Genomic DNA, 25,993 nt, shown 5'->3' with positions numbered 1-25,993 from the left:
GGTGCAGCACGATCGGCTCCGGTTGTTCTCGTTCGCCACGGCCGAGAAGCGGGCCGAGTACCTCTGGGTGCTGCGGGCTTTCGACATCGCTCGGGCCAACTACGTCGTGCTGCTGCACGCCGCCGAGGTCGCGGCGATCCTCGAGCGGACCGGCTCGACGGATCCGGCGGCGGCACTGTCCGCCCAGGACGTGGCGCCCCTCCTCGAGCAGCTGCACGCCTGGGGGGTGCTCGAACGCAGCTACGACGGCACCCGGGTGGCGTCGCTGGCCGAGTACCGCAACCGGCACTACGTGTATCAGTTCGGCCGGGCCGGTTACCACGCCTTCCGGGCGGTCGAGGAGGTGCTGAGCGCGCGCGGCGAGGACGCGTCGCTGTCGCGTCTCGCCCTGGCGGATCTGCTGGCCGACCTGACCGAGCTGGCGGCGGCGAACGACGCCGGGGACGGCGAGCTCGTCTACCGCAAACTGTCGCGGCTGGACACGACGTTGTCGGACATGGCCGAGCGGGCCGCCGGGTTCTACCTGATGCTCGGCGACCTGGTGCGCACCACCGAGGTCACACCCGAGTCGTTCCTGGCGCACAAGGATGCGGTGCTGGCCCACATGCGGGAGTTCAGCACCGACCTGGCCCGCTACGGTCCTAAACTCGCGGCGGCGCTGGCGCGGGTGCGGGAGACCGGGGTCGACCGCATGCTGGGGTTCGCCGCCGCGCACGACGAGCGGATGCTGTTGTCCGTGGCCGAGCGGCACGCGGACTGGCGGGCCCGGTGGCGTGGGCTCGAGCGGTGGTTCGTCGGCGCCGCCGACGTGCCCAGCGAGTCGGAGCGGCTCCGGGACGGCACGATGAGCGCGATCGCGGCGGTGCTGGCGCTGCTGCGGCGATTGACGGAGACCCGCCGGGGCGGGGTCAGCCGCGAATCGCAGCTGCGGCACCTGGCCGCCTGGTTCGCGGCCGCGCCGGACGAGCAGTCGGCGCACGCGCTGTTCGACGCGGTGTTCGACCTGGGCCGCCCGCGGCACTTCTCCGTCGTGCATCCCGACCCGGAGACGGTCCCGGTGACGACGTCGTGGTGGGACGCGCCACCCGTGCCGATCGCCCGGACGCTGGCCGAGACCGGGCGCACCCCGTCGGCGGGAGCGCCGGCGCGGGTGCAGCGCAACGAATCCGGGGTCCGGCGGTTGCGGGAACGGCAGCTGGCGACGCAGCGGGCGCGGGCCGAGGCGGCACGCTCCCTCGCGGCGGGCGGCGTGGACGAGCGGGAGTTGTCCGAGCCGGAGACCGAGGTGCTGTTGGGTCTGCTCGACGCGGCGCTGTCGGCGCGGGTTCCGGTCAGCGGCACCGTGCCGGGTGCGACGGGCACCCAGAACGGGGTGCGGCTGACGCTGAGCCCGGCCCCGGAGGGCACGGTGGTCCGGACGGCGCGGGGCCGGCTGCATCTGGACGGGCTGCGGGTGAGCGTGCAGTGAGCGCCCGGCGGATCTCGCCGCTCGACCGGGATTCCTACCAGCGGGCGGCACGGCTGATCCTCTCGCACCACCTGGTGACCACCCGATACCCCGACCGGGCCGCGCTGCCGCTGCTGCGCCGGTGGGCGACGGAGCTGCGGGAGGACCTGCTCGAGTTGTTCGGGTACCGGCTCGAGGTGACCGAGACGACCGCGCGGTTGTTCACCGTCGCCGACCGGCTCGATCCCGGGGGCGGGGCGCGCTCGGTGACCGACCGGCCCTTCGACCGTCGCCGGTACGCATATCTGGCACTGGCGCTGGCGGCGCTGGGCCGCGCGGGCGGGCAGATCACCCTGTCGGAGCTGGCCGAGCAGGTCGCGTCCGAGGCGGGCCAGGTGCCCGGGGTCGAACTGGCTCCCGAGCGGGCGACGGACCGGGACGCGTTCGTCGACGCGGTGGCGTGGCTGGCGGCGCGGGGGGCGATCGCACTGGCGGACGGCGACGCCGGGGGCTGGGTGTCGGACCCGGAGCGAGGTGAGGCCCTCTACGACATCGACCGGCCCGTGGTGGCCGCGTTGTTCCGGCCGCCGCGGGCGCTGCAGCACCTGCACTCGGTGCGGGGCCTGCTCGCCGCCGGTGACCGCCGCGACGGGGACCGGAGCGTGGGCACCGCGGAGGTGGCGCGGCGGGTGCGCCGGGCGCTGGTGCAGCGGCCGGTGGTGTATGCCGAGGAACTCGACGACGAGGCGCGGCTGCAGCTGGCGCTGCCGCGCACGACCGCGGGGATCGAGCTGTTGACGGGGCTGGTGGCCGAGCGCCGCGCGGAGGGCGTCGCGCTGGTGGACTCGTCGGGGCGGATGTCGGATCTGCGGTTTCCGGGGGTGGGGACGGTTCCGCAGGTGGCGTTGTTGCTGGCCGGGGAGATCTGCGCGCGGGTGTCGGAGCCGGGGTGCGAACCGGTGCGGTTGCCGCGGCCGGTGGACGCGGAGGCCGAGCTCGAGGCGGGATTGGACGCCGCGATCCCGGCGGCCGGGGTGTTCGCGCCGCTGGCGGGTGACGCGGCTGCGGCGGATGCGCCCCCGGGGCCGCGGCCGGCGCCGGAGCATCCGCTGGTCGAGGACAGTTGGCTGGCGGAGACGGTGGCGCGGCTGGCCGACGAGTTCGGCCGTACCTTCGCCGCGCAGTGGCAGGCCGATCCGGCCGGTCTGCTGGAGGCGGCGGTGACGATGTTGGAGCGGCAGCGGCTGGTGGCCCGGGTGCCCGGCGGGGTGCTGGCGTTGCCGGCGCTGGCCCGGTTCCGGGGGGTGGTGGTGACGGTGCGCGAACGCGATCCGCGTCTCGCGCTGGCCGGCGAGGATTCGAACGAAGCGGAGATGTCGTGAGCAGTGCCCGTTTCCGGCCCACCCGGGCCGGGATCATCAACCTGTGGGACTACCGGGATCAGGAGTTCTCGTTCGCGGACGGTCGGCTGGTGCTGCGGGGGCCCAACGGGTCGGGCAAGACCAAGGCGCTCGAGGTGCTGTTCCCGTTCGTGTTCGACGGTCGCATCGAGCCGCGGCGGTTGAACCCGTTCGCCGGCGAGGAGCGCACGATGCGGTCCAACCTGCTGTATCAGGGGCAGGACAGTGCGTATTCGTATGTGTGGATGGAGTTCTGCCGCGGGCGCCGGGACGATCCGGAAGCGGTGACCGTGGGGGTCGGGATGCGCGCGGCGCGCGGCCACGACAAGGTCACGCGGTGGTATTTCGTCGTCGACGGCCGGGTCGGTGTGGACTTCTCGCTGCTGGATGCGGCCGATCGTCCGCTGACGCGGCGGCAGCTGATCGAGGAGGTCGGTGCCGATGCGGTCACGGACCGGCCGGTGGACTACCGGGCGGCGATCGATGCGCGGTTGTTCGGGCTCGGGATCGAGCGTTACGAGCAGCTGATCAACCTGATCCTGACGTTGCGCCGGCCGCAGCTGGCGAAGAATCTGGATCCGAAGGGGTTGTCGCAGGCGCTCACCGACGGGTTGCGGCCGCTCGACGAGCAGCTGGTGCTCGAGGCGGCGCGGTCGTTCGCCGACATGGAGGAGGTGTCCCGCACGCTGGAGTCGTTGGCGGCGGCCGACGACGCGGCGCAGAGGTTCGTCGCGGTGTATACGACCTACCTGGGTCAGCAGGCTCGCGCCGACGTGGACCGGCTGGGGGCCCGGCTGGCGGCGGTCGACGCCGGCACGTCGGAGTGGACGGCGTCGGTGGCGGCGTTCGAGCGGGCCGGGGTGGAGCGGGCGCTGACGCTCGAGCGGCTCGAGGTCGCGGAGCGGGACCTCGAGCAGACCCGCGCGACGCTCGAGGCGCTGCAGCGGTCGAGCGCGTACGAGGGTAAGCAGCAGCTCGACGATCTGGCGCAGGTGGTGGCGGATCTCGAGCGCACCACGGCCGGGCAGGCGGAGCAGGCGCAGCGCGCGCGGGTGGAGCTGGCGCAGCGTGAGGAGGAGGCGCGGCGGGCCGCGGAGGCGGCCGCGGACGCGGCGTCCGCGGCACACCGCGCCGAGGACGCGCTCGCCGGGGCGGCGCGCGATGCGGGTGTCGAGTGGGCGGGGCCGGGCGGGGACATCGGCGGTGACCAGATCGCGGCGACGGTCGCCGCGTGTGCGGAGGAGCGGGCCGCGGATGTGCGCGCGGTGCGGGCGGCGGTGGCGGCCGCGGAGGGGGCGTCGGCGGCGCGGGTGCGGGCGGAGGCCGCGGCCGAGCGCGCCCGGGCGCAGCGCGAGTCGGCCCGGGCGGCGGTGGACGCGGCGGACGCGGCGGTGGAGTCGGCCCGCGCGGAGGCGTCGACCCTGTTGCGGGAGTGGTGGACCGGTCATCGGGACGCATGGTCGGGGGTCGACGGGCCGGAGGAGCTGTTCGAGGCGCTGGCTGCGGCGATCGCGGCGGCCGGCGACGACGAGGCGGCGACACCGGCGGCGGTGCTGGCCGAGCGTACGGCATCGGTGGTCGAGGAGTTGCGGTTCCGCGGCCGTGGCCTGGAGGCGGAGATCACGCACGGACGGGAGCGGATCGCGCTGTTGGAGGCCGAGCGGGACATGATCGAGGCCGAGCGCGACGACGCTCCCCCGGCGTTCCCTGCGTCGACCGCGGGGACCGGCACGTCGGGCGCGCCGCTGTGGCGGCTGGTGCGGTTCGCGGACGCGGTGAGCGCGGAGGCGGCCGCGGGCCTCGAGGCGGCGCTGGAGGCGGCGAACCTGTTGACGGGCTGGGTGTGCGGCGGGGCGGGAGACGTGCCCGCGGGGGCGACGGTGCTGGTGCCGGCGCCGCCGGCGCAGCGGCCCGCGGGCCGGACGTTGGCCGACGTGCTGGTCGTGGAACCGGATACCGGGGTGCCGGCCGAGCGGGTGCGGGAGGTGCTGGCGTCGGTCGCGGTGCCGGACGTGGTGACGGACGAGACCGGCCCGGCGGTCGACGAGCGTGGCGGCTACCGCCAGGGGGTGCAGCTGGGTCGGTACACGAAGGCGGAGGCCGAGTACATCGGGGCGACCGCGCGGGCCCGTCGCCGGCGCCTGCGATCGGCCGAGCTCGACGCGGAGATCGCCGAGGTGCGGGCGCGGGTGGCGGACGCGGAGTCGGCGCGGGTGGCGGTCGGCGAACGGCTGGCGCGGCTGGATGGGGCCGCGGCGGCGGTGCCGCGCACCGGCGCGGTGCTTGCGGCGTTGCGGAAGGTCAGTGAGTGCGCGGGGGCGTTGCGCACCGCCGGGGAGGCGGCGGCCGCGGCGGACCGGGACCTCGATCAGGTGATCGCCGAATGCTCCGTGAAGGAGCGGCAGGTGCGGTCGGTGGCGGCCCGGTACCGGGCGCCGCACACGGTCCGCGAGCTCGAGCAGCTGGCGGCGGCGATCCGGTTCTTCGAGTCGCAGGGCCAGGTGTTGTTGCGTGCCCGGCGGGAGCGGGTGGCCGCGGTCGAGCGGGCGCGGGAGGCGCAGGCGCGGCGCGACGACACCCGGGTGGCGGCCGGTGCGTCCGCCGAGCGGGCGGTCACGGCCGAGGAGTCGCTGCGGCAGCAGCAGCAGCGGCTGGCGAAGCTGCGTGAGGCGTTGGGCGCCGACGCGCAGCAGATCGACGCGCAGCTCGCGCAGGCCCGCGAACGGATCGAGGCGGCGCGGGCGGAGCAACGCGCCGCGCGCCGCGCGCACGACGAGGCGGTCGAGCGGCTCGGGAAGGCGGAGGCGGCGCATGTCGCGGCGGAGCAGGCGCTGCGGTCGGCGTTGACCGAGACGCGGGCCGATGCGGCACAGCTGGCGCCGTATGCGCGGCCGGATGTGCTGGCGCTGCTGGGGATCTCGGAGGAGCTGCGGTGGCCGTCGGCGGCAGTGGAGTGGCCGGCGCCGGAGCAGGCTCGGCTCACCCGGGCGGCCGGGGACGTGCCTGCGGTGCCCGCGGCGGTGGGGGCGTTGCATGCGGCGCTGGCGGCGGCGACGGCGACGGTCAAGGGCGGGGACGGGGCCCGCAAGGCGGCCCGGTCGGCGTTGACGGCGGCGTTGCAGGAGTTCGACGGTCAGCTTGCGGCGGCCGGTCAGGACTACCGGCTGCAGTGGGATGCGCCGGAGGGGTTGACGGTGGTCCGGGTGCAGGACGAGCAGGGATTCTCGTCGGTGGCGGAGTTCGCGGTGCGGATCGGGGCGGCGCGGCGGGAGCAGGAGCTGCTGTTGACCGACGCGGAGCGGCGCATCCTCGAGGATGCGCTGTTGGCGGGGTTGGCGCAGCAGATCCACGAGCGCACCGAGGACGCGCGGGAGCTGATCGCCCGGATGGGGGCGGAGATGCGGCAGCGGCGCATGTCGTCGGGGACGACGGTGGGCGTGCGGTGGGTGCTGGCCGATCATCTCGACGATCAGGCGCGGGCGGTGTGCCGGCTGCTGGATCGGGAGGTGTCGGCGCTGGGTCCGGAGGAGCTGGCGCGGGTGCGGGCGCATTTCGCGGCGCGGATCCGGGCGGAGCGGGCGGCGCATCCGGAGCGGTCGTATCCGGAGATCCTGGCGACGACGTTGGACTACCGGCGGTGGCGGGTGTTCTCGTTCGGGTTGATCGGGATGGACGGGTCGGAGGATCGGTTGACGGTGGCGCGGCATTCGGCGTTGTCGGGGGGTGAGCAGTCGGTGTCGCTGCATCTGCCGTTGTTCGCGGCGGCGCACGTGATGCTGGATTCGGCGGATCCGCAGGCGCCGCGGTTGCTGGCGTTGGACGAGGCGTTCGCCGGGGTGGACGACAACGGGCGTGCGGAGTTGCTGGGGTTGAGTGTGCAGTTCGATCTGGATCTGTTCATGACCGGCTACGACCTGTGGATCACCTATGCCGGGGTGCCGGCGTGCGCGCATTACGATCTGGCGCATTCGGTGGCCGAGCACACGGTCGGGGCGACGCTGCTGGTGTGGTCGGAGGGCGGGTTGCTCGCCGAGCACGACGGGTCGGATCTGGCGGCGGCGCTGGGGTCGCCGGGGACGCGGCGGGTGCCGGCGCCGGTGAAGGGGGCGCTCGAGTTCGCGTAGGGGTGCGGGTACTCCCGGATCGATGCGGGAGGCGGCGCATCCCCCTCTGCTCCGATGCGCCGGACGGTGGGTTCCGCTTCGGGGCTGTGGAAGCAGGGTCGCCAAGTTCGGTTTTTCTTTAGGTTCCGCTGCGCTCGGATTCTCTCGGTGCCGGGGTGCGGCGTCGCCGACCGCAGGCCCCGCCGACGCCGAGTCAGGGCCCCCGACTACGGCATCGATCGGCACCACACCGGATTCGACGGATGCTGTCGCCACCCGGTCGTCGGCGCTGCGCGCTGCCGAATCCACGGCAACGGGCAGACCGACGAGCTGCGGCGGAGCGTTGACCCCCGTCCGGTCCGATGCAAAGATGATCAACCACACGCGGTCGAACGCGTGTGCGAAAACTCAACAGGAAGGCCCGCCGCGACTGCCACCGCGACGGGCCGGATGTCCGACTGAAAAGGAGTCGAACATGCGACAGCATACTCATGCGCAGGTGACGCCATGAGCATCGAAGCGATCATCTGGGCACTTGAACGCGCCGCGATCCCCTCCCCCACGCCGCCCGGCATGCCGTCGGCGCCGGCGCTGACCGTGGTCCTGATCAGCCTGGCGAATCACGCGTCCCGGCACGGCGAGGGCGCCTATCCATCCGTGCGCACCCTCGCCGGCTACGCCCGGATGAGCGAACGGCAGGTGCAACGCTGCCTTGCCGCCCTCGTCCAGCTCGGTCTCATCTCCCGCGGCGACCAGCAGCGCGTCGCCGCCACCATCGCTCGCGAGGACCGTCGCCCCACCTGCTACAACCTGGCGATGCGGCGGGGCGACACATCGTCACCCCGCTCCCGCGCACGGGGCGACAACTGTGCCCCCGACGGGGTGACAGTCGAGCGGCCACGGGGTGACACGCATGTCACCCGAACCGTCCTCGAACCAAGAGATGAACCTGCTGCGTCGCGCCCGGCGCCTCCCGCCCGCGCCGCGAAGGCGGCGCAGCGGCCGCATCATCCGCAGATCGAGACACTGGCCGCGGCATGCCGCCGGGCCGGGCTCACCGCCCGGTTCGACACCCTCACCGCGGAGAAGGCCTCGATAATCACGCACTCGGTCGACGTCCACGGCATCGACGCGCTCGTGCGCGCGGCACTCGCACGCCATCGACCACACGATCCCGCCCGCTCGGCGGCGGCGTGGATCCCGACCTGGCAGGAACTGCGCCCGCCGCGGCCGAAACGTCCACCCACCTGCGGCAACTGCGAGGAGTACGGCTGGCGACCTGACGACGAACTCGGCAGAGCAGTTCGCTGCCCGTGCCGCCGCGCCGGATTCGAGTGGCCGGAGGCACCCCCCGGAGTGCCGAGCGCACGCAAGCGGACCGAATCCTGCTCCGCCCACGACCGCACTCACCGGACGTTGTGTGCGAGTAGTGCGTGACGCGGACGGAGTGTCTGTTCGCCGTGGTCGGTCCGATGGATCCACATTGCGCCGCGACGACGCCGCCGGCGGGCGATTCGTCCACGAGTCGCACCGCCAGGGGCCTTTTCGGCGAGTGCCGGTGGTGGCGGAGACCTACGGCCCGGCACCGGAGTTCCGCAGCGCACATCTCGTCGTTACGCCTCGGCGTGTCGCGACGAGATGTGCACACTCGAAATGAGCTCTATCGCAGTGGGATGCCGAGCAGGGCGTCGACGGCGTCCGCGAATACGGCGGGTGCCGAGGGGTCGTCGCCGCCGTGCTCGACCGCGAACTTCGCCCACGCATCCAGTGCGTCGAGGGCCTTGGGCGTGTCGAGGTCGTCGGCGAGGTGCTGGCGCAGCCGGGCGACGGTGTCGTCGACCGAAGCCGCGGACGGCAGGGCCGCGGCGTCGCGCCACCGGGCGAGGCGGGCCTGGGCGTCGGCGAGGACCTGGTCGGTCCAGGCCCGGTCGGTGCGGTAGTGCCCGGCGAGCAGACCCAGGCGGATGGCGGCGGGGTCGACGCCCTGGCCGCGGAGTTTGGAAACGAAGACGAGGTTGCCGCGGGACTTCGACATCTTCTCGCCGTCGAGGCCGATCATCCCGGTGTGCACGTAGTGCCGGGCGAAGCGGCGCTCGCCGGTAACGGCCTCGGCGTGGGCGGCGGAGAACTCGTGGTGCGGGAAGATCAGGTCGCTGCCACCGCCCTGGACGTCGAAGCCGCTGCCGATCCGGTTGAGGGCGATCGCGGCGCATTCGATGTGCCAGCCGGGGCGGCCGTCGCCGAACGAGGACGGCCAAGCCGGTTCGCCGGGCCGCTGCGCGCGCCAGAGCAGCGCGTCGAGCGGGTCACGTTTGCCGGGGCGGTCGGGGTCGCCGCCGCGTTCGGCGAAGAAGTGGTCCATGGTGGCGCGGTCGTAGCCGGACTCGTAGCCGAACTGCTCGGTGGCGTCGGCGCGGAAGTACACGTCGGCGTACTCGGCGTCGTCGACGATGTAGGCGGCGCCGGAGGCGACGAGTTTCTCGACCAGTTCGACGACTTCACCGACGGATTCGACGGCGCCGATGTAGTCGCGGGGCGGCAGGACGCGCAGCGCCTCCATGTCCTCGCGGAACAGCGCGGTCTCGCGCATGCCGAGCACGATCCAGTCCTCGCCGTCGCGGGCGGCGCGTTCGAACAGCGGGTCGTCGACGTCGGTGACGTTCTGGACGTAGTGCACGTCGTGGCCCGCGTCGCGCCACACCCGATGGACCAGGTCGAAGGCGAGGTAGGTGGCGGCGTGGCCGAGGTGGGTGGCGTCGTAGGGGGTGATGCCGCAGACGTACATCGTGGCCGTGCGACCCGGGGTGACGGGGCGGACCGCGCGGTCCGCGGTGTCGTAGAGCCGCAGCGGGGGGCCCTGGCCGGGGACGGACGGGAGCGCGATGTCGGACCATGACAGCATGCGCACGAGCCTAGTGGAGGGCGCAGAGCGCTCCGGACGGAGGCCGGGTCCTCAGAACGCCGGCCAGGGGATGCGCCGCTCGCCGACGGGGCGGGGCATGACGGGGCGGCGGAGCAGGGCGGCGATGCGGCCGCGCAGGGCGGCGACCTCGCGGGCGGTGATGTAGGTGCCCAGCCGCCGGCCGAGTTCGCCGTCGAGTTCGCGGGCGAGTTTGTCCAGGTCGACCAGGAGCGACGGGTCGATCGGGCTGCCGGCCCAGCCCCACAGCACGGTGCGCAGCTTGTTCTCCTGGTGCAGGCAGATGCCGTGGTCGACGCCGTACACGCCGCCGTCGAGGCCTTCGAGGGCGTGTCCGCCCTTGCGGTCGGCGTTGTTGAGGACGACGTCGAGCACGGCCATGCGCTGCAGGCGCGGGTCGTCGGCGTGGACGAGGACGACGTCGGTGCCGTCGAGGTCGCGGGCGCGCAGGACGGGCAGCCATCCGGGAGGGACGGCGTCGAGCGGGCACAGGTCGACGAGGTCGAGGCGGCCGGGCGGGTCGGCGGGATCGGGGGTGTCGATCCACTGCTGCACCATGCCGGTCCCGAAGGGTCCCTCGCGCAGCACGGTGGTGGGGATCACGCCCCAGCCGAGGGCTTCGGAGACGAGGTAGGAGGCGACTTCCCGGCCGGCGAGGGTGCCGTCGGGGAAGTCCCACAGGGGCCGTTCCCCGCGGACGGGTTTGTACACGCAGCGCACGGTGGTCGCGCCGAGGGTGGCGTCGCACACGAGGGTGGCGTTGCTGGCGTGGACGACGCGGCCGACCACGGTGAGTTCGCCGTCCGTGAGCACGGTGCGGAGGTCGGGGCTGCCCACCGGGTCAGGTCTCCTCGCCGAGCCAGGCGGCGGGGTCGAAGCCCTCGGTGCGCAGGTACCCGTTGGTGCGGACGCAGATGTGGCCGCCGCCGACCGGTTCCCCGCACAGCGGGCACGGGGTGCGGCCGGCGGCGACGACGAGTTCGGAGCGGGCGGCGAAGTCGCGGGCCTGCTGGGGGGTGAGGAAGACGCGGACGGCGTCCGGGCCCTCCTCGGCGTCGTCGAGGACGACGGACTCGTCGACCTCGGTCTCGGTGACGGCGAGCAGTTCGACGACGACGTTGCCGCTGTCGGCGTCCCAGCCCAGGCCCATGGTCCCGACGCGGAACTCCGCGTCGATGGGGGTGACGAGCGGACTGATGTCGACGTCCGGGTCCTCGGGCAGGTCGGTGCCGAAGCGGCGGTGCACCTCCTCGAGGAGCAGGCCCATACGGTCGGCGAGGATCTGCACCTGTTGCTTCTCGAGCATGACGCTCACCACCCGGGAGGCGTGCACGGCCTGCAGATAGAACACCCGGTCGCCGGGTTCACCGACGGTGCCGGCGACGAACCGGTCCGGGGTCCGGAAGACATGTATCGCGCGGGCCATCGCACCTCCTCGTTGTCGTATCCATCCGGTGTCGCTCTCCCATTATCCGCCGCGGGGGGCGACCTCCCCGCCGGGCGCGGGCGCCGGTTGGGCGGGCGGTGCGAGCCCGGACAGGTCCGAGCCGGTGTCGTTGACCCGCAGCACGAACGGGCGGGTCTCGGTGTAGCGGACGACGCTGAGGGACGCGGGCTCGGCGACGATGCGCTGGTAGCCGTCGAGGTGCGTGCCGAGCGCGTCGGCGAGGACGGCCTTGATGACGTCGCCGTGGGTGCAGGCGATCCAGACGACGTCACCGCCGTGGGCGGCGGCGAGGCGGCTGTCGTGTTCGCGGACGGCGGTGACGGCGCGGGCCTGGACCTGCGCGAGGCCCTCGCCGTCGGGGAACACGGCGGCCGAGGCGTGCTGCTGGACCACCTTCCACAGCGGTTCCTGCAGGAGTTCGCCGAGTTCGCGGCCGGTCCACTGCCCGTAGTCCACCTCGACGAGGCGGTCGTCGACGAGGGGGGTCAGGCCGCGGTCGGCGGCGAGGGGGGTCACCGTCTGGTGGCAGCGCAGCAGCGGCGAGTGCACGATCTCGGCGATGGTGAGGCCGGCGAGCCGCGCGACGAGGCCCTTGGCCTGGATGTGGCCGACCTCGTCGAGTTCGACGCCGGGGGTGCGTCCGGCGAGGACCCGGGCGGTGTTCGCCGTCGAGCGCCCGTGCCGCAGCAGGATGACCGTCATGAAGCCAGCCTAATGGGCCGGGCGCCCGACGAGCGGGCCCGGCGGGGTCCCGGCCTCAGGTGGCCGAGATGGTGCCGGTGGCGAGCAGGGCCAGGACGAGGGTGCCGAGGGCGATGCGGTAGCCGACGAACCAGTACATCGAGTGGTCGACGACGAATTTGAGCAGCCAGGCGATGGAGGCGTAGCCGACGGCGAACGCGACGGCGGTGGCGACGAACAGCTGGGCGCCGGAGGCGCTGAGGCCCTCCCCGGCGGGTTCGAACGCGTCCGGGAGGCTGAACAGGCCGGAGGCGACGACGGCGGGGATGGCGAGCAGGAACGAGTACCGGGCGGCGGCCTCGCGGGTCAGGCCGAGAAACAGGCCGGCGCTGATAGTGCCGCCGGAGCGGGACACGCCGGGGATCAGGGCGAGGGCCTGCGCGGAGCCCATGACGATGCCGTCGCGGAGGGTGAGTTCGTCGAGCTTGCGGGTCTTGCGGCCGTAGCGTTCGGCGGCGGCGATGACCAGGGCGAACACGATGAGCATGGTGGCGATGAGCCACAGGTTGCGGGCGCCGGTGCGGATCTGGTCCTTGAACAGGAAGCCGAGGACGCCGACGGGGATGGTGCCGACGATCACGTACCAGCCCATGCGGTAGTCGAGGTCGCTGCGGTGTTCGCGGTGGGCGAGGCCACGGAACCAGGCGGCGACGATCCGGACGATGTCCTTGCCGAAGAAGACCAGGACGGCCGCCTCGGTGCCGAGCTGGGTGACGGCGGTGAAGGAGGCGCCGGCGTCGGTGCCGAAGAAGATCTCCGAGACGATCCGCAGGTGGCCGGAGGACGAGATCGGCAGGAACTCGGTCAGGCCCTGCACGAGGCCGAGGACGAGCGCCTGCAGCCAGGTCATGGATTCGCCGATCACGCGGTGCCCTCCGGGTGCTCGTGGGGACGGTCGCCGGGGGTGGGGTCGATTTTCACCTGGGCGAGGGTACGCGGCGCGGCGGAACGGTTTTCGCGGCCTCACGGCACTAGGGTGCTGGGTCAGGGGCGGCGGTCGCGGTGACGGCGGCTCGACCCCGTCGGTCGGATCGTGACGAGGCGCGGGCGGATATGGAACACAGAACGGTGGGTGCGAGCGGGCTGCGGGTCTCGCGGCTCGGCCTGGGCACCCTGAGCTGGGGACGCGGCACGGACGGGGACGAGGCGGCGGCGCAGCTGTCGGCGTTCGTCGACGCCGGTGGCACCCTGGTCGACACCTCCCCCGCCTACGGTGACGGGGTGGCGCAGCGGATCCTGGCGGAGCTGCTCGACGACGTGGTGCCGCGCGATCAGCTGGTCGTGTCGGGCAGCTCGGGCATCGACACCTCGAAGGTCGGGGCCGGGCGGGTGGACTGTTCCCGTGCGGGTCTGCTCACGCAGCTGGACCGCACGCTGCGGGACCTGGGCACCGACCATCTCGATCTGTGGCAGGTGGCGACGTGGGATCCACGGACGCCGGTCGACGAGGTGGCGGCGGCGCTGGAGTTCGCGGTGACCAGCGGCCGGGCCCGGTACGTGGGGGTGCGCGGGTACCTGGGGTGGCAGCTGGCGACGGCCGCGTCGGTGGCGACGCGGCACGCACCGCTGGTGGGAACGCAGGTGGAGTATTCGCTGCTCGCGCGCGGGGTCGAGGAGGAGCTGATCCCGGCGGCCCTGCACCACGGGGTGGGGGTGTTCGCGGCGGTGCCGCTCGCGGGCGGGGTGTTGACGGGCAAGTACCGCGACGGCATCCCGGCGGACTCGCGGGGCGCCGACGACCTGCACACCGAGGAGGTGCGCAGCTATCTGACCGAGCCGGCGGCGCGGGTGGTCGAGGCGGTGGCGACGGCCGCGGACGGACTGGGGACCTCCCCGCTGGCGGTGGCGTTGGCGTGGGTGCGGGACCGGACGGGAGTGGCGTCGACGGTGGTGGGTGCGCGGGATCTGGCGCAGCTGACCGGGGTGCTGGTGGCGGAGGAACTGGAGTTGCCGGCGGCGATCGCGGCGGCGCTCGACGACGTCAGTGCGTGACGTCGGGCCCCCGGGCCCGCGACCCCGCCACGAAGTTAGGTTAGCCTGTGGTCGAGGTCGGTGCACCGGCACCGGACGGCGGGCACGAGGAGGGACCGGTCGATGACCGCGATCGAGGCCGCGGGGTTCGCGCAACGGCTCCGCCGGGAGACCGCGCAGGCGCACAGCGACACCGAGAACGCGCAGTTCGTCACCGAACTGCTGGCCGGCCGGCTCACCCGGCAGGGGTATGCGGCGCTGCTCGCGCAGTCGTGGTTCGTCTACGAGACGCTCGAACGGGTCGGCCGCTCGCACGCGGGTGACCCGATCGCCGGGCCGTTCCTGGACGACGCGTTGCTGCGCACTCCGGCGCTCGAGGCGGATCTGACGTTCCTGCTCGGCCCGCGGTGGCGGGAGACGATCGCGCCGCTGCCCGCGACCGAGCGGTACGTCGCGCGGCTCGAGCAGGTGGCCGCGGTGCGCCCGGAGGTGTTCCTGGCGCACCACTACCTGCGGTATCTGGGGGATCTGTCGGGTGGGCAGATCATCCGGCGCCTGCTCGAGCGCGCGTACGGGCTGGACCGGGACGGGTTGCGGTTCTACATCTTCGACGACATTCCCCACCCCAAGCCGTTCAAGGACGCCTACCGGGCGAAGCTGGACGCGGCGCCGCTCGACGAGGGCCGGCGGCGCACGGTGATCGACGAGGCGAACCTGGTGTTCGGGCTCAACGCCGACCTGTTCGCCGATCTGGCCGCCGACCTGGACCGGTACCGCACGACTTCCGCCCTGCCATGACGCGACGCGGCATCCTCGCGTTCCTCGCCGCGGCGCTCGCGCTCGTCGCGCTGCTCGTCGGGTGTTCGACCGCCCCGACCGGGGGCGGCGGGACCGGGGCGCGCACCGCGGTGGTGGGCGACCCGAATCCGCGGCCGATCGCCGAGGCTCCCGTGCCGGCGCTGCCGGTGACGGTCCGCGGCGTCGACGGGGTCGACGTCACCGTCACCGACGCCTCCCGCATCGTGACGGCCGACCGGTCGGGCACCCTCGGCCAGACCGTGTTCGCGCTCGGTCTCGGGGACCGGCTGGTGGGTCGGTCGACGGCGGGTTTCCCCGCCGTCGAGCAGGTGCCCAACGTCACCCCCGGCGGGCACGGGCTCTCGACGGAGGCGATCTTGGCCCTGGCCCCGACGGTGGTGCTCACGGACACGTCGGTGGGGCCGCTCGCGGTGCAGGAACAGCTGCGGGCCACCGGGGTGCCCGTGGTGTTCGTCGACCCGCGCCGCACCCTGGCGACCGTGGGCGAGCAGATCCGCTTCGTCGCCCGGGCGCTCGGCGTGCCCGCGGCGGGTGAGGCCCTGGCGCAGCGCACCGACGACGAGATCGCCGCGGCCCGCGCGGCGGTGCCGGACGACGGCGCACCCCCGACGGTGGCGTTCCTGTATCTGCGCGGGTCGGCGATCAAGATGCTCGGCGGTCCCGGGTCGGGGGCGGACGCGCTCGTCGAGGCGCTGGGGGGCCGCGATGCGGGCACCGTCGCCGGCCTGACGTCCGAGTTCACCCCGATCACCAGCGAGGCGATGATCGCCTCCGCCCCGGACGTGATCTTGATCATGACCGAGAGCCTGGCCTCCGTGGGCGGACCCGAGGGCCTCGCCCGGCTGCCCGGCGTCGCCCAGACCCCGGCCGGGCGCGACGGCACCATCGTCGACATGGCCGACTCGGTGCTGCTGAGCTTCGGCCCGGACACCGGCCGGGTGCTCGCCGCGCTCGCCGCGGCGCTCTACCCGGCCGCGCCGGCATGAGCGCCGTCGACTCCCCCGCCCCCGTCCGTCCGGCCGCCGCCCACCGCGGCCGCACCGCGGCGGTGGTCGCGGGCCTGACGGCCGCCCTGGTGGTGCTGGCGGTGCTCTCGGCGTGCCTCGGGCAGGTGCCCACCTCGCCGGCCGAGGTGATCGGCAGCGTGCTGCACCGCCTCGGGCTCGACCTCGGGCCGCTGCCGGCCCACCCGGCCGGTGAGGTCACCCTGTGGGAGGTGCGGTTCCCGCGGGTGGTGCTCGCCGTCGTGGTGGGGGCGTCGCTGGGCTGCGCGGGCGCCCTGCTGCAGGGCGTGTTCGCCAATCCGCTCGCCGAGCCCGGGGTGATCGGGGTGTCCGCCGGGGCCGCCGTCGGCGCGTGCGCGGCGATCGTGCTGGGCGGGGCGTTCACCGCCGGGTGGGCGCTGGCGGGCGCCGCGTTCGTCACCGGGCTGCTGACCACGACCCTGGTGTACGTGCTGTCGCGGTCCGAGGGCCGCACCGAGGTGGTCACGGTCATCCTCACCGGCGTGGCAGTCAACGCGTTCGCCGGCGGCCTGATCGCCCTGTTCACGTTCGTCGCCTCCCCCGCCGCGCGCGACCAGATCGTGTTCTGGCAGCTCGGCAGCCTGGGTGGGGCCACGTGGGAGGTCGTGTCGGTGGTCGCGCCGCTCGCGGTCGGCGGCGTCGTCGCGGCCGTCGTGCTCGCCCCGAAGCTGGACCTGCTCGCCCTCGGCGAGCACGTCGCGCGCCACCTCGGGGTCGACGTCGAGCGGGTACGGCAGGCCGCGATCGTCGTCGTCGCCGTCCTGGTGTGCTCCGGGGTGGCGTTCACCGGCATCATCTTGTTCGTCGGGCTCGTGGTGCCGCACCTGATGCGGATCGCGCTGGGGCCCGCGCACCGCGTGCTGATCCCGGCCGCCGCGTTGTGCGGCGCGGTGGTGCTGCTTGCCGCGGACCTCGGTGCCCGCACCCTGGTGCCGAACGCGGACCTGCCGCTGGGCATGCTGACCTCGCTGGTCGGTGGCCCGGTGTTCTTCTGGATGCTGCGCCGCACCCGGGCACGCCAGGGCGGCTGGGCGTGAGTCCGCGGCGGCCGTGGCCGGACCGGCAGGTGCCCGCCCGAGCCGGGCGGGGCGCGGTGACGCTGCGCGCCGAGCAGGTGGCCGTCCGCCGCGGCGACCGCGTCGTCCTCGACGGCGTCGACCTCGAGGTGCGGGTCGGGGAGGTGCTCGCGCTCGTCGGGCCCAACGGCGCCGGCAAGTCCACCCTGCTGGCCGCGCTCGCCGGCGATCACCCCGTCGCGGCGGGCGAGGTGACGGTCGGCGACCGTCCGCTGGCCGAGTTCTCGGCCGCCGCCCTGGCGCGACGACGGGCGGTGCTGCCGCAGCAGCACGCGGTCGGGTTCGCCTTCACCGCCCTGCAGGTGGTGCGGATGGGCCGTGCGGCCTGGGCGCGCACCGACCGCAGCCGGGACGACGAGACGACGGTGGCCGCGGCGCTGGCCGAGGCGGACGTCACGCACCTGGCGCACCGGCCGTTCCCGGCCCTGTCCGGCGGCGAGCGGGCCCGGGTGGCGCTGGCGCGGGTGCTGGCGCAGGACACCCAGACGCTGCTGCTCGACGAGCCCACCGCGGCCCTGGATCTGGGGCATCAGGAGACGGTGATGCAGGTGGTGCGCGGCCGCGCCGACGCCGGCACGGCCGTGGTGGTGGTGCTGCACGATCTGAATCTGGCCGCCGCGTACGCGGACCGGGTCTGTGTGCTCGCCGGAGGCCGCGTCGCCGCCGACGGTCCGCCCGCGCAGGTGCTGACCGGGGAGCTGCTCACTCGCGTGTACCACTACCCGGTGCGGGTCCATCCCCATCCCGGGACCGGCGCACCGCTGGTGCTGCCGCTGCGGGCCGGCGACGCGGCGGCGTCACCGGCCGGGCAGCCAGCCGAGCACGCGGTCGAGCCACGTCGGTGACCGGCACGGCCGGGCGCGGGCGACGGTGTCCCGCACCGCCGCCGCCACGCTGCGTTCGTCACCGAGGTCGATCTCGGCGACCGACGCCCGCGCCCGGGCGATCACGTCCGCCGCGGTGGGCACGGTGGACGGGCCCGCGGGCCGGTACACCTCCACCCGCAGGGTGGCGCGGCGCACCCGGAACGAGAACGGCCGGCCCTCCTCGGTGCGACCGAACCCGTGCGCGTGCACACCCGGGCTGAGGTACTCGACGACGAAGCCGTCGGGGGGCGGGTCGGGGGAACCGGTGGGCCAGGTCACATCGGCCTCCTGGCGGGGTGACGGGGGGCGAGGCGGCTGCGGCGCCGCCACGGCGATCAGGAACACTGGGGGTCGGGTGCGCCGCCGGCGACGGTGCCGCACGCCACCGACCCCGGGCGACGACGAGGAGCGAGACGATGGGCAGACCGGCAGCACGTGCGACCGCCGCGGCGGTGGGGTTCGCGTTGGCGCTGGTCACCGGGTGTTCCTCCTCCAGCGGCGGCGACAGCCTGCCCACCATCGACCCGGCGACCCCGGCCGTGGCGCCGGAACCGGCCGTCCCGCCGGCGGGGACGGTGCAGGCACTGGGCCGCGCCGTCGAGGCCCTCGCCGTCGATCCTGGCACGAGTACGGTCGCCGCGCTCGCCGGCGACGGGTCGCGGCTGCTGCTGCTCCGGGCCGCCGACCCCGCGGCAGCGCCCCGCGAGGTCACCCTGCCGGCCGCGGCGGCGACCGTGCTCGCCGGTGTCGACGGCGAGGTCCTCGCCCCCGGCGCCGGCGTCGTGGCCCGGGTGGATGTGCGGTCGGGCGCCGTCACGGAGGTACCCGTGGACGGGGATGCGCGGGCGGCCGCCGTGCTGGCGGACGGTCGCCTCGCCGTGGGCACCGCCGACGGCGTCATCCACCTCGTGGACCCGGCGTCGGGTGCGACGCAGACCGTCCCCGGTCTGGCGTCGGTCGACGCGCTCGCCGCCGTGGGCACCGAGCTGGCCGCGCTGGATCGGCGCCAGACGTCGCTGACCGAGGTCGACGTCGCCGACGGGGATCTCGGCCTGGCGTTGCGCGCCGGGGAGGGTGCCACGCAGCTGGCCACCGACCCGTTCGGCCGGGTGCTGGTGACCGACACCCGGGGTGGGGAGCTGCACGTGTACACGCTCGATCCGCTGGTGTTGCGCCAGCGGTATCCGGTGCCGAACGCCCCGTACGGCGTCGCCTACGACAGCGCGAACGACCTCGTGTGGGTCACTTCGACCGGGAGCAACGAGGTCGTCGGCTACGATCTGTCGACCGGGATTCCGCAGGAGCGAGGCCGGTACGCGACGGTGCGGCAACCGAACTCGGTGGTGGTCGACACCGCCGGCGCCGTCCTGGTGATCGGATCCGGGACCGGGGACGGGCTGCAGAGGATCCCGATCGGGGGTGTGTGATGGCAGGTCCACGCGACGTGGGCGGCCGGTGGACGCGGATGCCGGTGGGCTGGGACACCAGCAACGACGAGTACGACTACGTGCCGCTGCGGCTGCCGCGCGACGTCTCGCGGGTCAGCGCGTCGCTGCGGCTCGCCATCCAGGCCGAGTTCCACGGGTGGGAGCTGACGCGGGTGCGGCTGTATCCCGACGGCAGCCGCCGGGTGCTGCTGCGCCGCCGCAAGACCGGCCACCACGTGCCCGAACCCACCGTTCGTTGACGCCGACCCCGGGCGCCGCCCGGGCCAGCAGGGAGTGTTCCGTGTATCGCTTGTTCCTTCGACTGCTGTTCCTGCTGCCGCCGGAGCGGATCCACCACCTCGCGTTCACCGCGATGCGGCTCGCGACCCGGGTCCCGCCGCTGCGGACGCTGATCGCGAAGGTTCTCGTCGTCGACGATCCGGTGCTGCGCAACACGGTGTTCGGGGTGACGTTCCCGGCCCCGCTCGGTCTCGCGGCCGGCTTCGACAAGGATGCGGCCGGGGTGAACGCCTGGGGTCCCCTGGGCTTCGGGTTCGCCGAGATCGGCACCGTCACCGCCCAGGCGCAGCCCGGCAACCCGGCGCCCCGGCTGTTCCGCCTGCCCGCGGACCGGGCGCTGATCAACCGGATGGGCTTCAACAACCACGGGGCCGGGGAGGCCGCGAACCGGCTGCGCACCCGCGCGCACACCGTCCCGATCGGCGCGAACATCGGGAAGACCAAGGTGGTCGCGCCGGCGGACGCGGCCGAGGACTACACCGCGAGCGCCCGGCTGCTCGGCCCGCTCGCCGACTTCGTCGTCGTCAACGTCTCGTCCCCCAACACCCCCGGGCTGCGCGACCTGCAGGCGGTCGAGTCGCTGCGGCCGCTGCTCGCGGCGGTGCTGGACACCGTGCACGTACCGGTGCTGGTGAAGATCGCCCCCGACCTGTCCGACGAGGACGTCGACGCGGTCGCCGACCTCGCCGTCGAACTCAAGCTCGCGGGCATCGTCGCCACCAACACCACCGTCCGGCGGGACGGGTTGCGCACCGATCCGGCCCTGGTCGCGGAGATCGGCGCCGGCGGGCTGTCCGGTCCCCCGGTCGCACAGCGCTCCCTCGAGGTCCTGCGCCGGCTGCACGCGCGGGTCGGGGACCGGCTGGTGCTGATCTCGGTGGGCGGCATCGAGACCGCCGAGCAGGCGTGGGAGCGGATCCTCGCCGGCGCGTCGCTGGTGCAGGGCTACACCGGTTTCATCTACGGCGGCCCGTTCTGGGCACGCCGCGTCCACAAGGGTCTCGCCCGGAAGGTGCGGGCAGCCGGGTTCGCGTCGATCGGCGACGCGGTGGGCGCAGGCGCCCGCGTCTGATCCGCCGCGCCCGGATCCGGCGGGCCGGGCCACACCGCCGGACAGGCACACCCCTCGGGACGGGTGCGCCTGCCCGATTCCGGTGCGGAGCCGGCCCGCCGAACGGGTCTACTGCTCGAACGTGCCGTGCAGCGTCGCGCGCGCGATCGCGTGGGAGAACACGTTGAATCCGAGGAACGCCGGGGTCGAGTCGGGGCCGACCCCGTCGAGGGTCTCCACGTCGAGGGCGTGCACGGCCACGATGTAGCGGTGCGGGCCGTGCCCGGCCGGCGGGGCCGCGCCGAGGAAGCGGTGCAGACCGCCGTCGTTCTTCAAGGTGACCGCACCCTCGGGCAGCGCGGAGCCGGTGTCGTCGCCGGCCCCCGCGGGCAGCGACGTCACCGACGCCGGGATGTTCGCCACCGCCCAGTGCCAGAACCCGGACGCGGTGGGTGCGTCGGGGTCGAACACGGTGACGACGAAGCTCTTGGTTTCGGGGGGAAAGCCCGACCACGACAGCTGCGGGGAGATGTCCTGCCCGCCGGGCACCCCGAAGATCCCGCTGGCCTGTTCCGGCTTCAGCGGGCGACCGTCGGTGATGTCCTCGCTGGTGAGATCGAAGGTGGGCAGGTCGGGCAGCGGCGCATACGGGTCGTGGGCCATACCGGTCCTTTCTCTGGGTGCTGGTGTGCTCAGGCGTGCAGCAGGAAGTGTTCCATGACACGGGTGCCGAAGCGCAGCGCGTCGACCGGGACACGCTCGTCCACCCCGTGGAACAGCGCCGCGAAATCCAGTTCCGGGGGCAGCTGCAGCGGGGCGAATCCGAAGCAGCGGATGCCGAGCTTGGCGAAGGCCTTCGCGTCGGTGCCGCCGGAAAGCATGTACGGCACGGTCCGCCCGAGGGGATCGTGGGCCAGGATGGCCGCGTTCATCGCCTCGACGAGGTCCCCGTCGAACGTGGTCTCGTACGAGTCGAGGTCGGTGATCCATTCGCGGGTGACGTCCGGGCCGATCAGCTCGTCGACGGTGCGTTCGAACTCGGCGCGCCGGCCCGGCAGGATGCGGCAGTCGACGACGGCCTGCGCCGTCTGGGGAATGACGTTGGCCTTGTACCCGGCGTCGAGCATGGTCGGGTTGGCGGTGTCGCGCAGGGTGGCGCCGACGATGCGGGCGATGGACCCGAGCTTGGCGAGGGTGCCGTCGAGGTCCGGCGAGGCCGGATCGAAGTCGAGTCCGGTCTCCTCGGCGACGGCGGCGAGGAACTCGGCGACCGAGTCGGTCAGCACGAGCGGGAAGGTGTGCGTGCCGAGGCGGGCGACGGCCTGGGCGAGGACGGTGACGGCGTTGTCCTCGTGCAGGAACGAGCCGTGGCCCGCGCGGCCCTTGGCGGTCAACCGCATCCAGCCCAGGCCCTTCTCGGCGGTCTCGACGAGGTACAGGCGGCGCTCGCCGCCGTCGCGGCGCGGCACCGTCAGGGAGAACCCGCCGACCTCGCCGACGGCTTCGGTGATGCCGTCGAACAGGTCGGGGCGGTGCCGCACGAGCCAGTGGCTGCCGTAGGTGCCGCCGGCCTCCTCGTCGGCGAGGAACGCGAAGACCAGGTCGCGTGGCGGCACGATGTTCTCGGCCTTGAAACGGCGGGCGATGGCCAGCATCATCCCGACCATGTCCTTCATGTCGACCGCGCCGCGCCCCCACACGTAGCCGTTCTCCACGGCCCCGGAGAACGGGTGCACGCTCCAGTCCGCCGGTTCGGCGGGCACCACGTCGAGGTGCCCGTGCAGCAGCAGCGCACCCCGGGACGGGTCGGCACCCGGCAGGCGGGCGAACACGTTGCCGCGGCCGGGAGCGCCCGATTCGACGTATTCGGTGGTGTAACCGACCTCCTCGAGCCGCGCCGCCACCCACATCGCGCAGTCCCGTTCCCCGCGGGTGGTGGCCAGGTCTCCGGTGTTGGAGGTGTCGAAGCGGATCAGCTGCGACACCAGGTCGACGACTTCGGCCTCGGCGCGGGATCCGTCGGCCGGCTGGGCGGGATTCGATGTTATGGACACGGTCCCCTGTCTACCATCGATCTCGGCAAACCCGCAGGTGGGCGGGGCGATTTGGGCGCCGCGACGCGGTGGGTTACTCTTTCACAGCGCCCACGGACGTGGGAGCGCAGCATGTCCGAGTGGCGGAATGGCAGACGCGCTAGCTTGAGGTGCTAGTGTCCTATTAACGGACGTGGGGGTTCAAGTCCCCCCTCGGACACTCTGAGTTGAGACAGACGGCGAAGGCCCCGAACCGAACAGGTTCGGGGCCTTCGCCGTTGCGGCGCCGGGCCACGCCGGATCGGCCGTGCGTCGCCGCCGGAGCCGGCCGGGCCGTCGACCAGCGGATTGGGACGGGGCGCCCGGGTAGGCTACGCTGAAACGGCACCCGCGGAGCGGGGAGCATCAGCATGTCCGAGTGGCGGAATGGCAGACGCGCTAGCTTGAGGTGCTAGTGTCCTATTAACGGACGTGGGGGTTCAAGTCCCCCCTCGGACACTCCGAATCGAGATCGTCGACGAAGGCCCCGAACCGAGCAGGTTCGGGGCCTTCGCCGCTCGCGGCGGTGGGCGTTCGCCGCCCGCGGCGGGTGGGTGGCTCAGCCGATCCGGCCCCGGCGGAAGTAGGTGATCGGGCCGATCCAGTTCACTGCGATGATCGCGGCCCATTTCGCCTTGCTGCCCGCGACCCGGTCCGCGGGGCGCCGCGCCAGATCGGTCCACGCCGTCGCGGCGAGCGAGAGCTGCACAGCGGCGAGGGTGAGCACGAGCGTCTGCTGCCCCGGGGTCAGGTCGCGGAACTTCGGGCGGCGCCGTGCGGTCATCGTCGTCTCCTTGGGTCGAGGATTCCTTCCCGCCGAGCCTGCCACGTTCCCGCCGTCGCCGGCAGAGCCACAGGTCCCACGGGGCCGGCCGGCGCGGCCCGCCCGATACCATCGGTCCGTACCGCCCCACACGACGAACAGGCCCATGACTTCGCACACCGACGCGCCGGGTATCGACCCGGCCGACCTCGCCACCTGCCTCCGCGTCCTGTCCCTCGTGGGTGAGCTCGACGCCGACCACCCGGATTCGGTGGCGGTGCAGCGCGCCGTGGGGCACATGTTCAAGAAGCTGAAGCGGCTGCGCCGCAACGAGGCCCGCCGGGCCAAGGTCGCCGCGGACCGGCAGGTGCTCGCGACGACCGCGACCGGATCGCCCACCCGCATCGACGACGAGACCGCCGGGATCGCGTTGAGCTCGAACGCACCGGGGGCGAGCGCGGGCACCCTGATCCGGCCGCGGGCCTGCTACGTGTGCAAGGACAAGTACACCCGGGTCGATGCGTTCTACCATCAGCTGTGCCCGCGCTGCGCCGCGGAGAACCACGCGAAGCGGGACGCCCGTACCGATCTGACGGGCCGGCGTGCGTTGCTCACCGGCGGCCGCGCCAAGATCGGCATGTACATCGCGTTGCGGCTGCTGCGCGACGGCGCCCACCTGACGATCACGACCCGTTTCCCGAACGACGCGATCCGTCGTTTCGCGGCCATGGAGGACAGCGCCGACTGGCTGCACCGCCTGCGCATCGTCGGCATCGACCTGCGCGACCCCGCCCAGGTCGTGGCCCTGGCCGACGACGTGGCCGCGCAGGGTCCACTCGACATCCTCGTCAACAACGCCGCCCAGACCGTGCGCCGCTCCCCCGGTGCGTACTCCGCCCTCGCCGAGGCCGAGTCCGGTCCCCTGCCCGCCGGCCCGCGGCCGGAGGTGCTCACCTTCGGCAAGCCCTCGGACGCCCACCCGGCCGCGCTGGCCGGGTCGCTGCCGTCGCAGCTGACCGCGGAGTCGCTCACCTCGCTCGCGCTGGTGGCCGGGTCGGCCACGGCCGACCGGATCGCCGCCGGTGTCGCGGTCGACGCCGGGGGGCTGCTGCCCGATCTGGTGCACACCAACAGCTGGGTGCAGACCGTCGGGGAGGTCGAGCCGCTGGAGCTGCTCGAGGTGCAGCTGTGCAACTCCGTGGCACCGTTCATCCTGGTCAATCGGCTGCGGCCGGCGCTGGCGGCCTCCCCGGCCCGCCGCACGTACGTGGTGAACGTCTCCGCGATGGAGGGGCAGTTCGCCGGGCGCCGGTACAAGGGGGCCGGGCATCCGCACACCAACATGGCCAAGGCCGCGCTGAACATGCTCACCCGCACCAGCGCCGAGGACCTGCGCGCCGACGGGATCCTCATGACCGCCGTCGACACCGGCTGGATCACCGACGAACGGCCCCACCACACCAAACTGCGCCTGGCCGAGGAGGGATTCCACGCCCCGCTCGATCTCGTGGACGGGGCGGCCCGCGTGTACGACCCGATCGTGCAGGGCGAGGCCGGGGTGGACCTGTACGGCTGCTTCCTCAAGGACTACCGCCCGGCCCCGTGGTGAGCGCGTCCCGCCGGCCGGGTGAGATCCACCCGACACGTCCGCGCAGGTAGAGACCAGTTCCACACCGCCGGGAGCGGCCGGGGCGCCCCGGGACGGGGATACTGGAGACATACGCCGTCGCCGCCTCCGGAGGATCCCATGCCCGTTGCCGTAGTCCACGCCGACACCCCGGAAGGACACGCCGCGCTCACCACGGCCGCCCGCGAGGCCGCCCACGGCGACGGCACGACCCTCGTGCTCGTCGCGGTCGACGACGACGGCGCGGCCGGGCAGCGCGAACTCGACTCGATCCGCGCGGACGTCGCCGCCGCCCTGGGTGCCGACGGGTGGGAACTGCGGACGGCGGTGCACGACGGGGACCCGGTCGCCGCGCTGGTCGACCTGGTCGAGCGGTCCGGCGCGGACCGTCTCGTGGTGGGCAGCCGCGACCGCAACGCGCTCGGCAAGTTCCTGCTCGAACGGCGCCTGCAGCGGCTGCTGCTCGAGGCGCCGGTCCCCGTCCTGGTCGTCAAGGGCACCGACGCGGACGAGTAGTCGTCCGGAACGGCCGCTGCCCCGCCCGATCCGGTTAGGCTGGCGGTATGGCGTACCGGCTGTTGGCCGACGTCACCGTGGCCGCGCACCTGGCCTTCCTGCTGTATGTGACGTTCGGCGGTTTCCTGGCGTGGCGGTGGCCCCGCACGCTGGCGCTGCACGTCGTGGCGGTGGTGTGGGGGTTCGCCACCGTCCTCGCCGGGTTCGACTGCCCGCTGACCGATCTGGAGAACTGGGCGCGTCGCCGCGCTGGGATCGAGGGCCTGCCGCCGAGCGGGTTCATCGACCACTACCTGACCGGGGTGATCTACCCGGACTCGGCGGTGGGACTCGTGCGGGCCGCGGTGGCGGTGACGATCGTCGTGTCCTGGTTCGGGTGGTGGCTGCGGCGCCGTCGTGTGAGCCGCGTCGCATCCTGACTT

24 protein-coding genes and 2 tRNA genes are annotated in these 25,993 nt (G+C 73.7%); 17 read left to right on the top strand and 9 right to left on the bottom strand.

What is annotated here, in order from left to right; translation table 11 throughout:
• Window position 1: 1 nt before the first annotated feature.
• From ACWPQI_RS12235 to ACWPQI_RS12220, 4 genes are all read left to right on the top strand, one after another.
• On the top strand, window positions 2-1,468 hold the full coding sequence (locus tag ACWPQI_RS12235; RefSeq protein WP_301916032.1) for a TIGR02677 family protein: 1,467 nt from the start codon (window positions 2-4) through the stop codon (window positions 1,466-1,468).
• Window positions 1,465-2,829 (top strand): DUF2398 family protein, encoded by a 1,365-nt coding sequence (locus ACWPQI_RS12230; protein ID WP_474738825.1) that lies wholly within the window; start codon window positions 1,465-1,467, stop codon window positions 2,827-2,829. Before ACWPQI_RS12235 ends, ACWPQI_RS12230 begins: the two co-directional genes overlap by 4 nt.
• On the top strand, window positions 2,826-6,971 hold the full coding sequence (locus tag ACWPQI_RS12225) for a TIGR02680 family protein (protein WP_474738824.1): 4,146 nt from the start codon (window positions 2,826-2,828) through the stop codon (window positions 6,969-6,971). The genes ACWPQI_RS12230 and ACWPQI_RS12225 overlap by 4 nt, the downstream gene beginning before the upstream one ends.
• 486 nt (window positions 6,972-7,457) lie before the next feature.
• Complete coding sequence (locus ACWPQI_RS12220) at window positions 7,458-8,387, top strand: helix-turn-helix domain-containing protein (protein WP_010596481.1); 930 nt, start codon at window positions 7,458-7,460, stop codon at window positions 8,385-8,387.
• 223 nt (window positions 8,388-8,610) lie between these two features.
• On the opposite strand, the gene mshC is transcribed toward ACWPQI_RS12220, so the two are convergent.
• From mshC to ACWPQI_RS12195, 5 genes are read right to left on the bottom strand one after another with little or no spacing between them, the layout of a single operon-like run.
• Entirely contained in the window at window positions 8,611-9,852 is a 1,242-nt protein-coding gene (gene mshC, locus ACWPQI_RS12215; protein ID WP_010596482.1) for a cysteine--1-D-myo-inosityl 2-amino-2-deoxy-alpha-D-glucopyranoside ligase, read from the bottom strand.
• Between the two features lie 51 nt (window positions 9,853-9,903).
• Window positions 9,904-10,707 (bottom strand): SCO1664 family protein, encoded by an 804-nt coding sequence (locus tag ACWPQI_RS12210; RefSeq protein ID WP_010596483.1) that lies wholly within the window; start codon window positions 10,705-10,707, stop codon window positions 9,904-9,906.
• Between the two features lie 4 nt (window positions 10,708-10,711).
• Window positions 10,712-11,296 (bottom strand): DUF3090 domain-containing protein, encoded by a 585-nt coding sequence (locus ACWPQI_RS12205; protein WP_017682191.1) that lies wholly within the window; start codon window positions 11,294-11,296, stop codon window positions 10,712-10,714.
• 42 nt (window positions 11,297-11,338) lie between these two features.
• Window positions 11,339-12,019, bottom strand: coding sequence for a histidine phosphatase family protein (locus ACWPQI_RS12200; RefSeq protein ID WP_010596485.1), 681 nt, complete (start codon window positions 12,017-12,019; stop codon window positions 11,339-11,341).
• Between the two features lie 55 nt (window positions 12,020-12,074).
• Window positions 12,075-12,920 carry an undecaprenyl-diphosphate phosphatase gene (locus ACWPQI_RS12195; RefSeq protein ID WP_174557566.1) on the bottom strand — a complete coding sequence of 282 codons (846 nt, stop codon included), beginning with the start codon at window positions 12,918-12,920 and terminating at the stop codon, window positions 12,075-12,077.
• 191 nt (window positions 12,921-13,111) lie between these two features.
• On the opposite strand from ACWPQI_RS12195, the gene ACWPQI_RS12190 reads away from it, so the two are divergent.
• The 5 genes from ACWPQI_RS12190 (at window position 13,112) to ACWPQI_RS12170 (ending at window position 17,794) form a co-directional block, all read left to right on the top strand.
• Window positions 13,112-14,050: an aldo/keto reductase gene (locus ACWPQI_RS12190; protein ID WP_003934904.1), complete on the top strand. Its 939-nt coding sequence runs from the start codon at window positions 13,112-13,114 to the stop codon at window positions 14,048-14,050.
• Window positions 14,051-14,152: 102 nt separating this feature from the next.
• The gene (locus tag ACWPQI_RS12185; RefSeq protein WP_010596488.1) at window positions 14,153-14,827 is read left to right on the top strand and encodes a biliverdin-producing heme oxygenase; all 675 of its coding nucleotides are present in this window, start codon (window positions 14,153-14,155) and stop codon (window positions 14,825-14,827) included.
• Window positions 14,824-15,834 carry a heme/hemin ABC transporter substrate-binding protein gene (locus ACWPQI_RS12180; protein WP_474738823.1) on the top strand — a complete coding sequence of 337 codons (1,011 nt, stop codon included), beginning with the start codon at window positions 14,824-14,826 and terminating at the stop codon, window positions 15,832-15,834. The genes ACWPQI_RS12185 and ACWPQI_RS12180 overlap by 4 nt, the downstream gene beginning before the upstream one ends.
• A complete protein-coding gene (locus tag ACWPQI_RS12175) occupies window positions 15,831-16,910 on the top strand; it encodes a FecCD family ABC transporter permease (protein WP_017682195.1) in 1,080 nt (359 codons plus the stop codon). The genes ACWPQI_RS12180 and ACWPQI_RS12175 overlap by 4 nt, the downstream gene beginning before the upstream one ends.
• Window positions 16,907-17,794 carry a heme ABC transporter ATP-binding protein gene (locus ACWPQI_RS12170; protein ID WP_048773508.1) on the top strand — a complete coding sequence of 296 codons (888 nt, stop codon included), beginning with the start codon at window positions 16,907-16,909 and terminating at the stop codon, window positions 17,792-17,794. The genes ACWPQI_RS12175 and ACWPQI_RS12170 overlap by 4 nt, the downstream gene beginning before the upstream one ends.
• On the opposite strand, the gene ACWPQI_RS12165 is transcribed toward ACWPQI_RS12170, so the two are convergent.
• A complete protein-coding gene (locus ACWPQI_RS12165; RefSeq protein WP_017682197.1) occupies window positions 17,747-18,094 on the bottom strand; it encodes a hypothetical protein in 348 nt (115 codons plus the stop codon). The genes ACWPQI_RS12170 and ACWPQI_RS12165 overlap by 48 nt on opposite strands.
• Window positions 18,095-18,231: 137 nt before the next feature.
• Here ACWPQI_RS12165 and ACWPQI_RS12160 point away from each other — a divergent pair, with 137 nt between their 5' ends.
• The 3 genes from ACWPQI_RS12160 to ACWPQI_RS12150 are packed head-to-tail and all read left to right on the top strand — an operon-like array spanning window position 18,232 to window position 20,614.
• Complete coding sequence (locus ACWPQI_RS12160) at window positions 18,232-19,242, top strand: NHL repeat-containing protein (RefSeq protein ID WP_064066675.1); 1,011 nt, start codon at window positions 18,232-18,234, stop codon at window positions 19,240-19,242.
• Window positions 19,242-19,502: a DUF5703 family protein gene (locus tag ACWPQI_RS12155; protein ID WP_017682199.1), complete on the top strand. Its 261-nt coding sequence runs from the start codon at window positions 19,242-19,244 to the stop codon at window positions 19,500-19,502. The genes ACWPQI_RS12160 and ACWPQI_RS12155 overlap by 1 nt, the downstream gene beginning before the upstream one ends.
• A 41-nt stretch (window positions 19,503-19,543) precedes the next feature.
• The gene (locus ACWPQI_RS12150; protein WP_407040852.1) at window positions 19,544-20,614 is read left to right on the top strand and encodes a quinone-dependent dihydroorotate dehydrogenase; all 1,071 of its coding nucleotides are present in this window, start codon (window positions 19,544-19,546) and stop codon (window positions 20,612-20,614) included.
• A 108-nt stretch (window positions 20,615-20,722) separates the two neighbouring features.
• On the opposite strand, the gene ACWPQI_RS12145 is transcribed toward ACWPQI_RS12150, so the two are convergent.
• Both ACWPQI_RS12145 and ACWPQI_RS12140 read right to left on the bottom strand, forming a co-directional pair.
• Entirely contained in the window at window positions 20,723-21,256 is a 534-nt protein-coding gene (locus ACWPQI_RS12145) for a YbhB/YbcL family Raf kinase inhibitor-like protein (protein ID WP_010596495.1), read from the bottom strand.
• Between the two features lie 29 nt (window positions 21,257-21,285).
• Window positions 21,286-22,647, bottom strand: a complete 1,362-nt coding sequence (locus tag ACWPQI_RS12140) for a M20/M25/M40 family metallo-hydrolase (RefSeq protein ID WP_395704499.1) — start codon at window positions 22,645-22,647, stop codon at window positions 21,286-21,288.
• A gap of 113 nt (window positions 22,648-22,760) precedes the next feature.
• Between ACWPQI_RS12140 and ACWPQI_RS12135 the strand changes: the two genes are divergently transcribed.
• Together ACWPQI_RS12135 and ACWPQI_RS12130 are read left to right on the top strand one after the other, a co-directional pair.
• Window positions 22,761-22,846, top strand: a tRNA-Leu gene (locus ACWPQI_RS12135).
• A 192-nt stretch (window positions 22,847-23,038) separates the two neighbouring features.
• Window positions 23,039-23,124: transfer RNA gene (locus tag ACWPQI_RS12130), tRNA-Leu, on the top strand.
• Window positions 23,125-23,224: 100 nt separating this feature from the next.
• Here the strand turns inward: ACWPQI_RS12130 and ACWPQI_RS12125 are convergent.
• A complete protein-coding gene (locus tag ACWPQI_RS12125) occupies window positions 23,225-23,449 on the bottom strand; it encodes a membrane protein (RefSeq protein ID WP_010595039.1) in 225 nt (74 codons plus the stop codon).
• Between the two features lie 145 nt (window positions 23,450-23,594).
• Here ACWPQI_RS12125 and ACWPQI_RS12120 point away from each other — a divergent pair, with 145 nt between their 5' ends.
• From ACWPQI_RS12120 to ACWPQI_RS12110, 3 genes are all read left to right on the top strand, one after another.
• Window positions 23,595-25,037 (top strand): SDR family oxidoreductase, encoded by a 1,443-nt coding sequence (locus tag ACWPQI_RS12120; protein WP_140188606.1) that lies wholly within the window; start codon window positions 23,595-23,597, stop codon window positions 25,035-25,037.
• Window positions 25,038-25,175: 138 nt separating this feature from the next.
• Window positions 25,176-25,571, top strand: coding sequence for a universal stress protein (locus tag ACWPQI_RS12115; protein WP_010595041.1), 396 nt, complete (start codon window positions 25,176-25,178; stop codon window positions 25,569-25,571).
• Between the two features lie 47 nt (window positions 25,572-25,618).
• On the top strand, window positions 25,619-25,990 hold the full coding sequence (locus tag ACWPQI_RS12110; protein WP_040271570.1) for a DUF2784 domain-containing protein: 372 nt from the start codon (window positions 25,619-25,621) through the stop codon (window positions 25,988-25,990).
• The last annotated feature ends 3 nt before the right edge of the window (window positions 25,991-25,993 follow it).

It is taken from the genome of Rhodococcus sp. LMD (genome assembly GCF_056108245.1).
This window is presented reverse-complemented; position numbering and strand designations above follow the sequence as displayed.

What these genes read in the sequence shown, in the direction of transcription:
- ACWPQI_RS12155 (WP_017682199.1), top strand. Translation starts at nt 19,242, where the DNA reads ATGGCAGGTCCACGCGACGTGGGCGGCCGGTGGACGCGGATGCCGGTG.
- ACWPQI_RS12220 (WP_010596481.1), top strand. Translation starts at nt 7,458, where the DNA reads ATGAGCATCGAAGCGATCATCTGGGCACTTGAACGCGCCGCGATCCCC.
- ACWPQI_RS12175 (WP_017682195.1), top strand. Translation starts at nt 15,831, where the DNA reads ATGAGCGCCGTCGACTCCCCCGCCCCCGTCCGTCCGGCCGCCGCCCAC.
- ACWPQI_RS12110 (WP_040271570.1), top strand. Translation starts at nt 25,619, where the DNA reads ATGGCGTACCGGCTGTTGGCCGACGTCACCGTGGCCGCGCACCTGGCC.
- ACWPQI_RS12180 (WP_474738823.1), top strand. Translation starts at nt 14,824, where the DNA reads ATGACGCGACGCGGCATCCTCGCGTTCCTCGCCGCGGCGCTCGCGCTC.
- ACWPQI_RS12115 (WP_010595041.1), top strand. Translation starts at nt 25,176, where the DNA reads ATGCCCGTTGCCGTAGTCCACGCCGACACCCCGGAAGGACACGCCGCG.
- ACWPQI_RS12125 (WP_010595039.1), bottom strand. Translation starts at nt 23,449, where the DNA reads ATGACCGCACGGCGCCGCCCGAAGTTCCGCGACCTGACCCCGGGGCAG.
- ACWPQI_RS12145 (WP_010596495.1), bottom strand. Translation starts at nt 21,256, where the DNA reads ATGGCCCACGACCCGTATGCGCCGCTGCCCGACCTGCCCACCTTCGAT.
- ACWPQI_RS12120 (WP_140188606.1), top strand. Translation starts at nt 23,595, where the DNA reads ATGACTTCGCACACCGACGCGCCGGGTATCGACCCGGCCGACCTCGCC.
- ACWPQI_RS12190 (WP_003934904.1), top strand. Translation starts at nt 13,112, where the DNA reads ATGGAACACAGAACGGTGGGTGCGAGCGGGCTGCGGGTCTCGCGGCTC.
- ACWPQI_RS12160 (WP_064066675.1), top strand. Translation starts at nt 18,232, where the DNA reads ATGGGCAGACCGGCAGCACGTGCGACCGCCGCGGCGGTGGGGTTCGCG.
- ACWPQI_RS12200 (WP_010596485.1), bottom strand. Translation starts at nt 12,019, where the DNA reads ATGACGGTCATCCTGCTGCGGCACGGGCGCTCGACGGCGAACACCGCC.
- ACWPQI_RS12185 (WP_010596488.1), top strand. Translation starts at nt 14,153, where the DNA reads ATGACCGCGATCGAGGCCGCGGGGTTCGCGCAACGGCTCCGCCGGGAG.
- ACWPQI_RS12205 (WP_017682191.1), bottom strand. Translation starts at nt 11,296, where the DNA reads ATGGCCCGCGCGATACATGTCTTCCGGACCCCGGACCGGTTCGTCGCC.
- mshC (WP_010596482.1), bottom strand. Translation starts at nt 9,852, where the DNA reads ATGCTGTCATGGTCCGACATCGCGCTCCCGTCCGTCCCCGGCCAGGGC.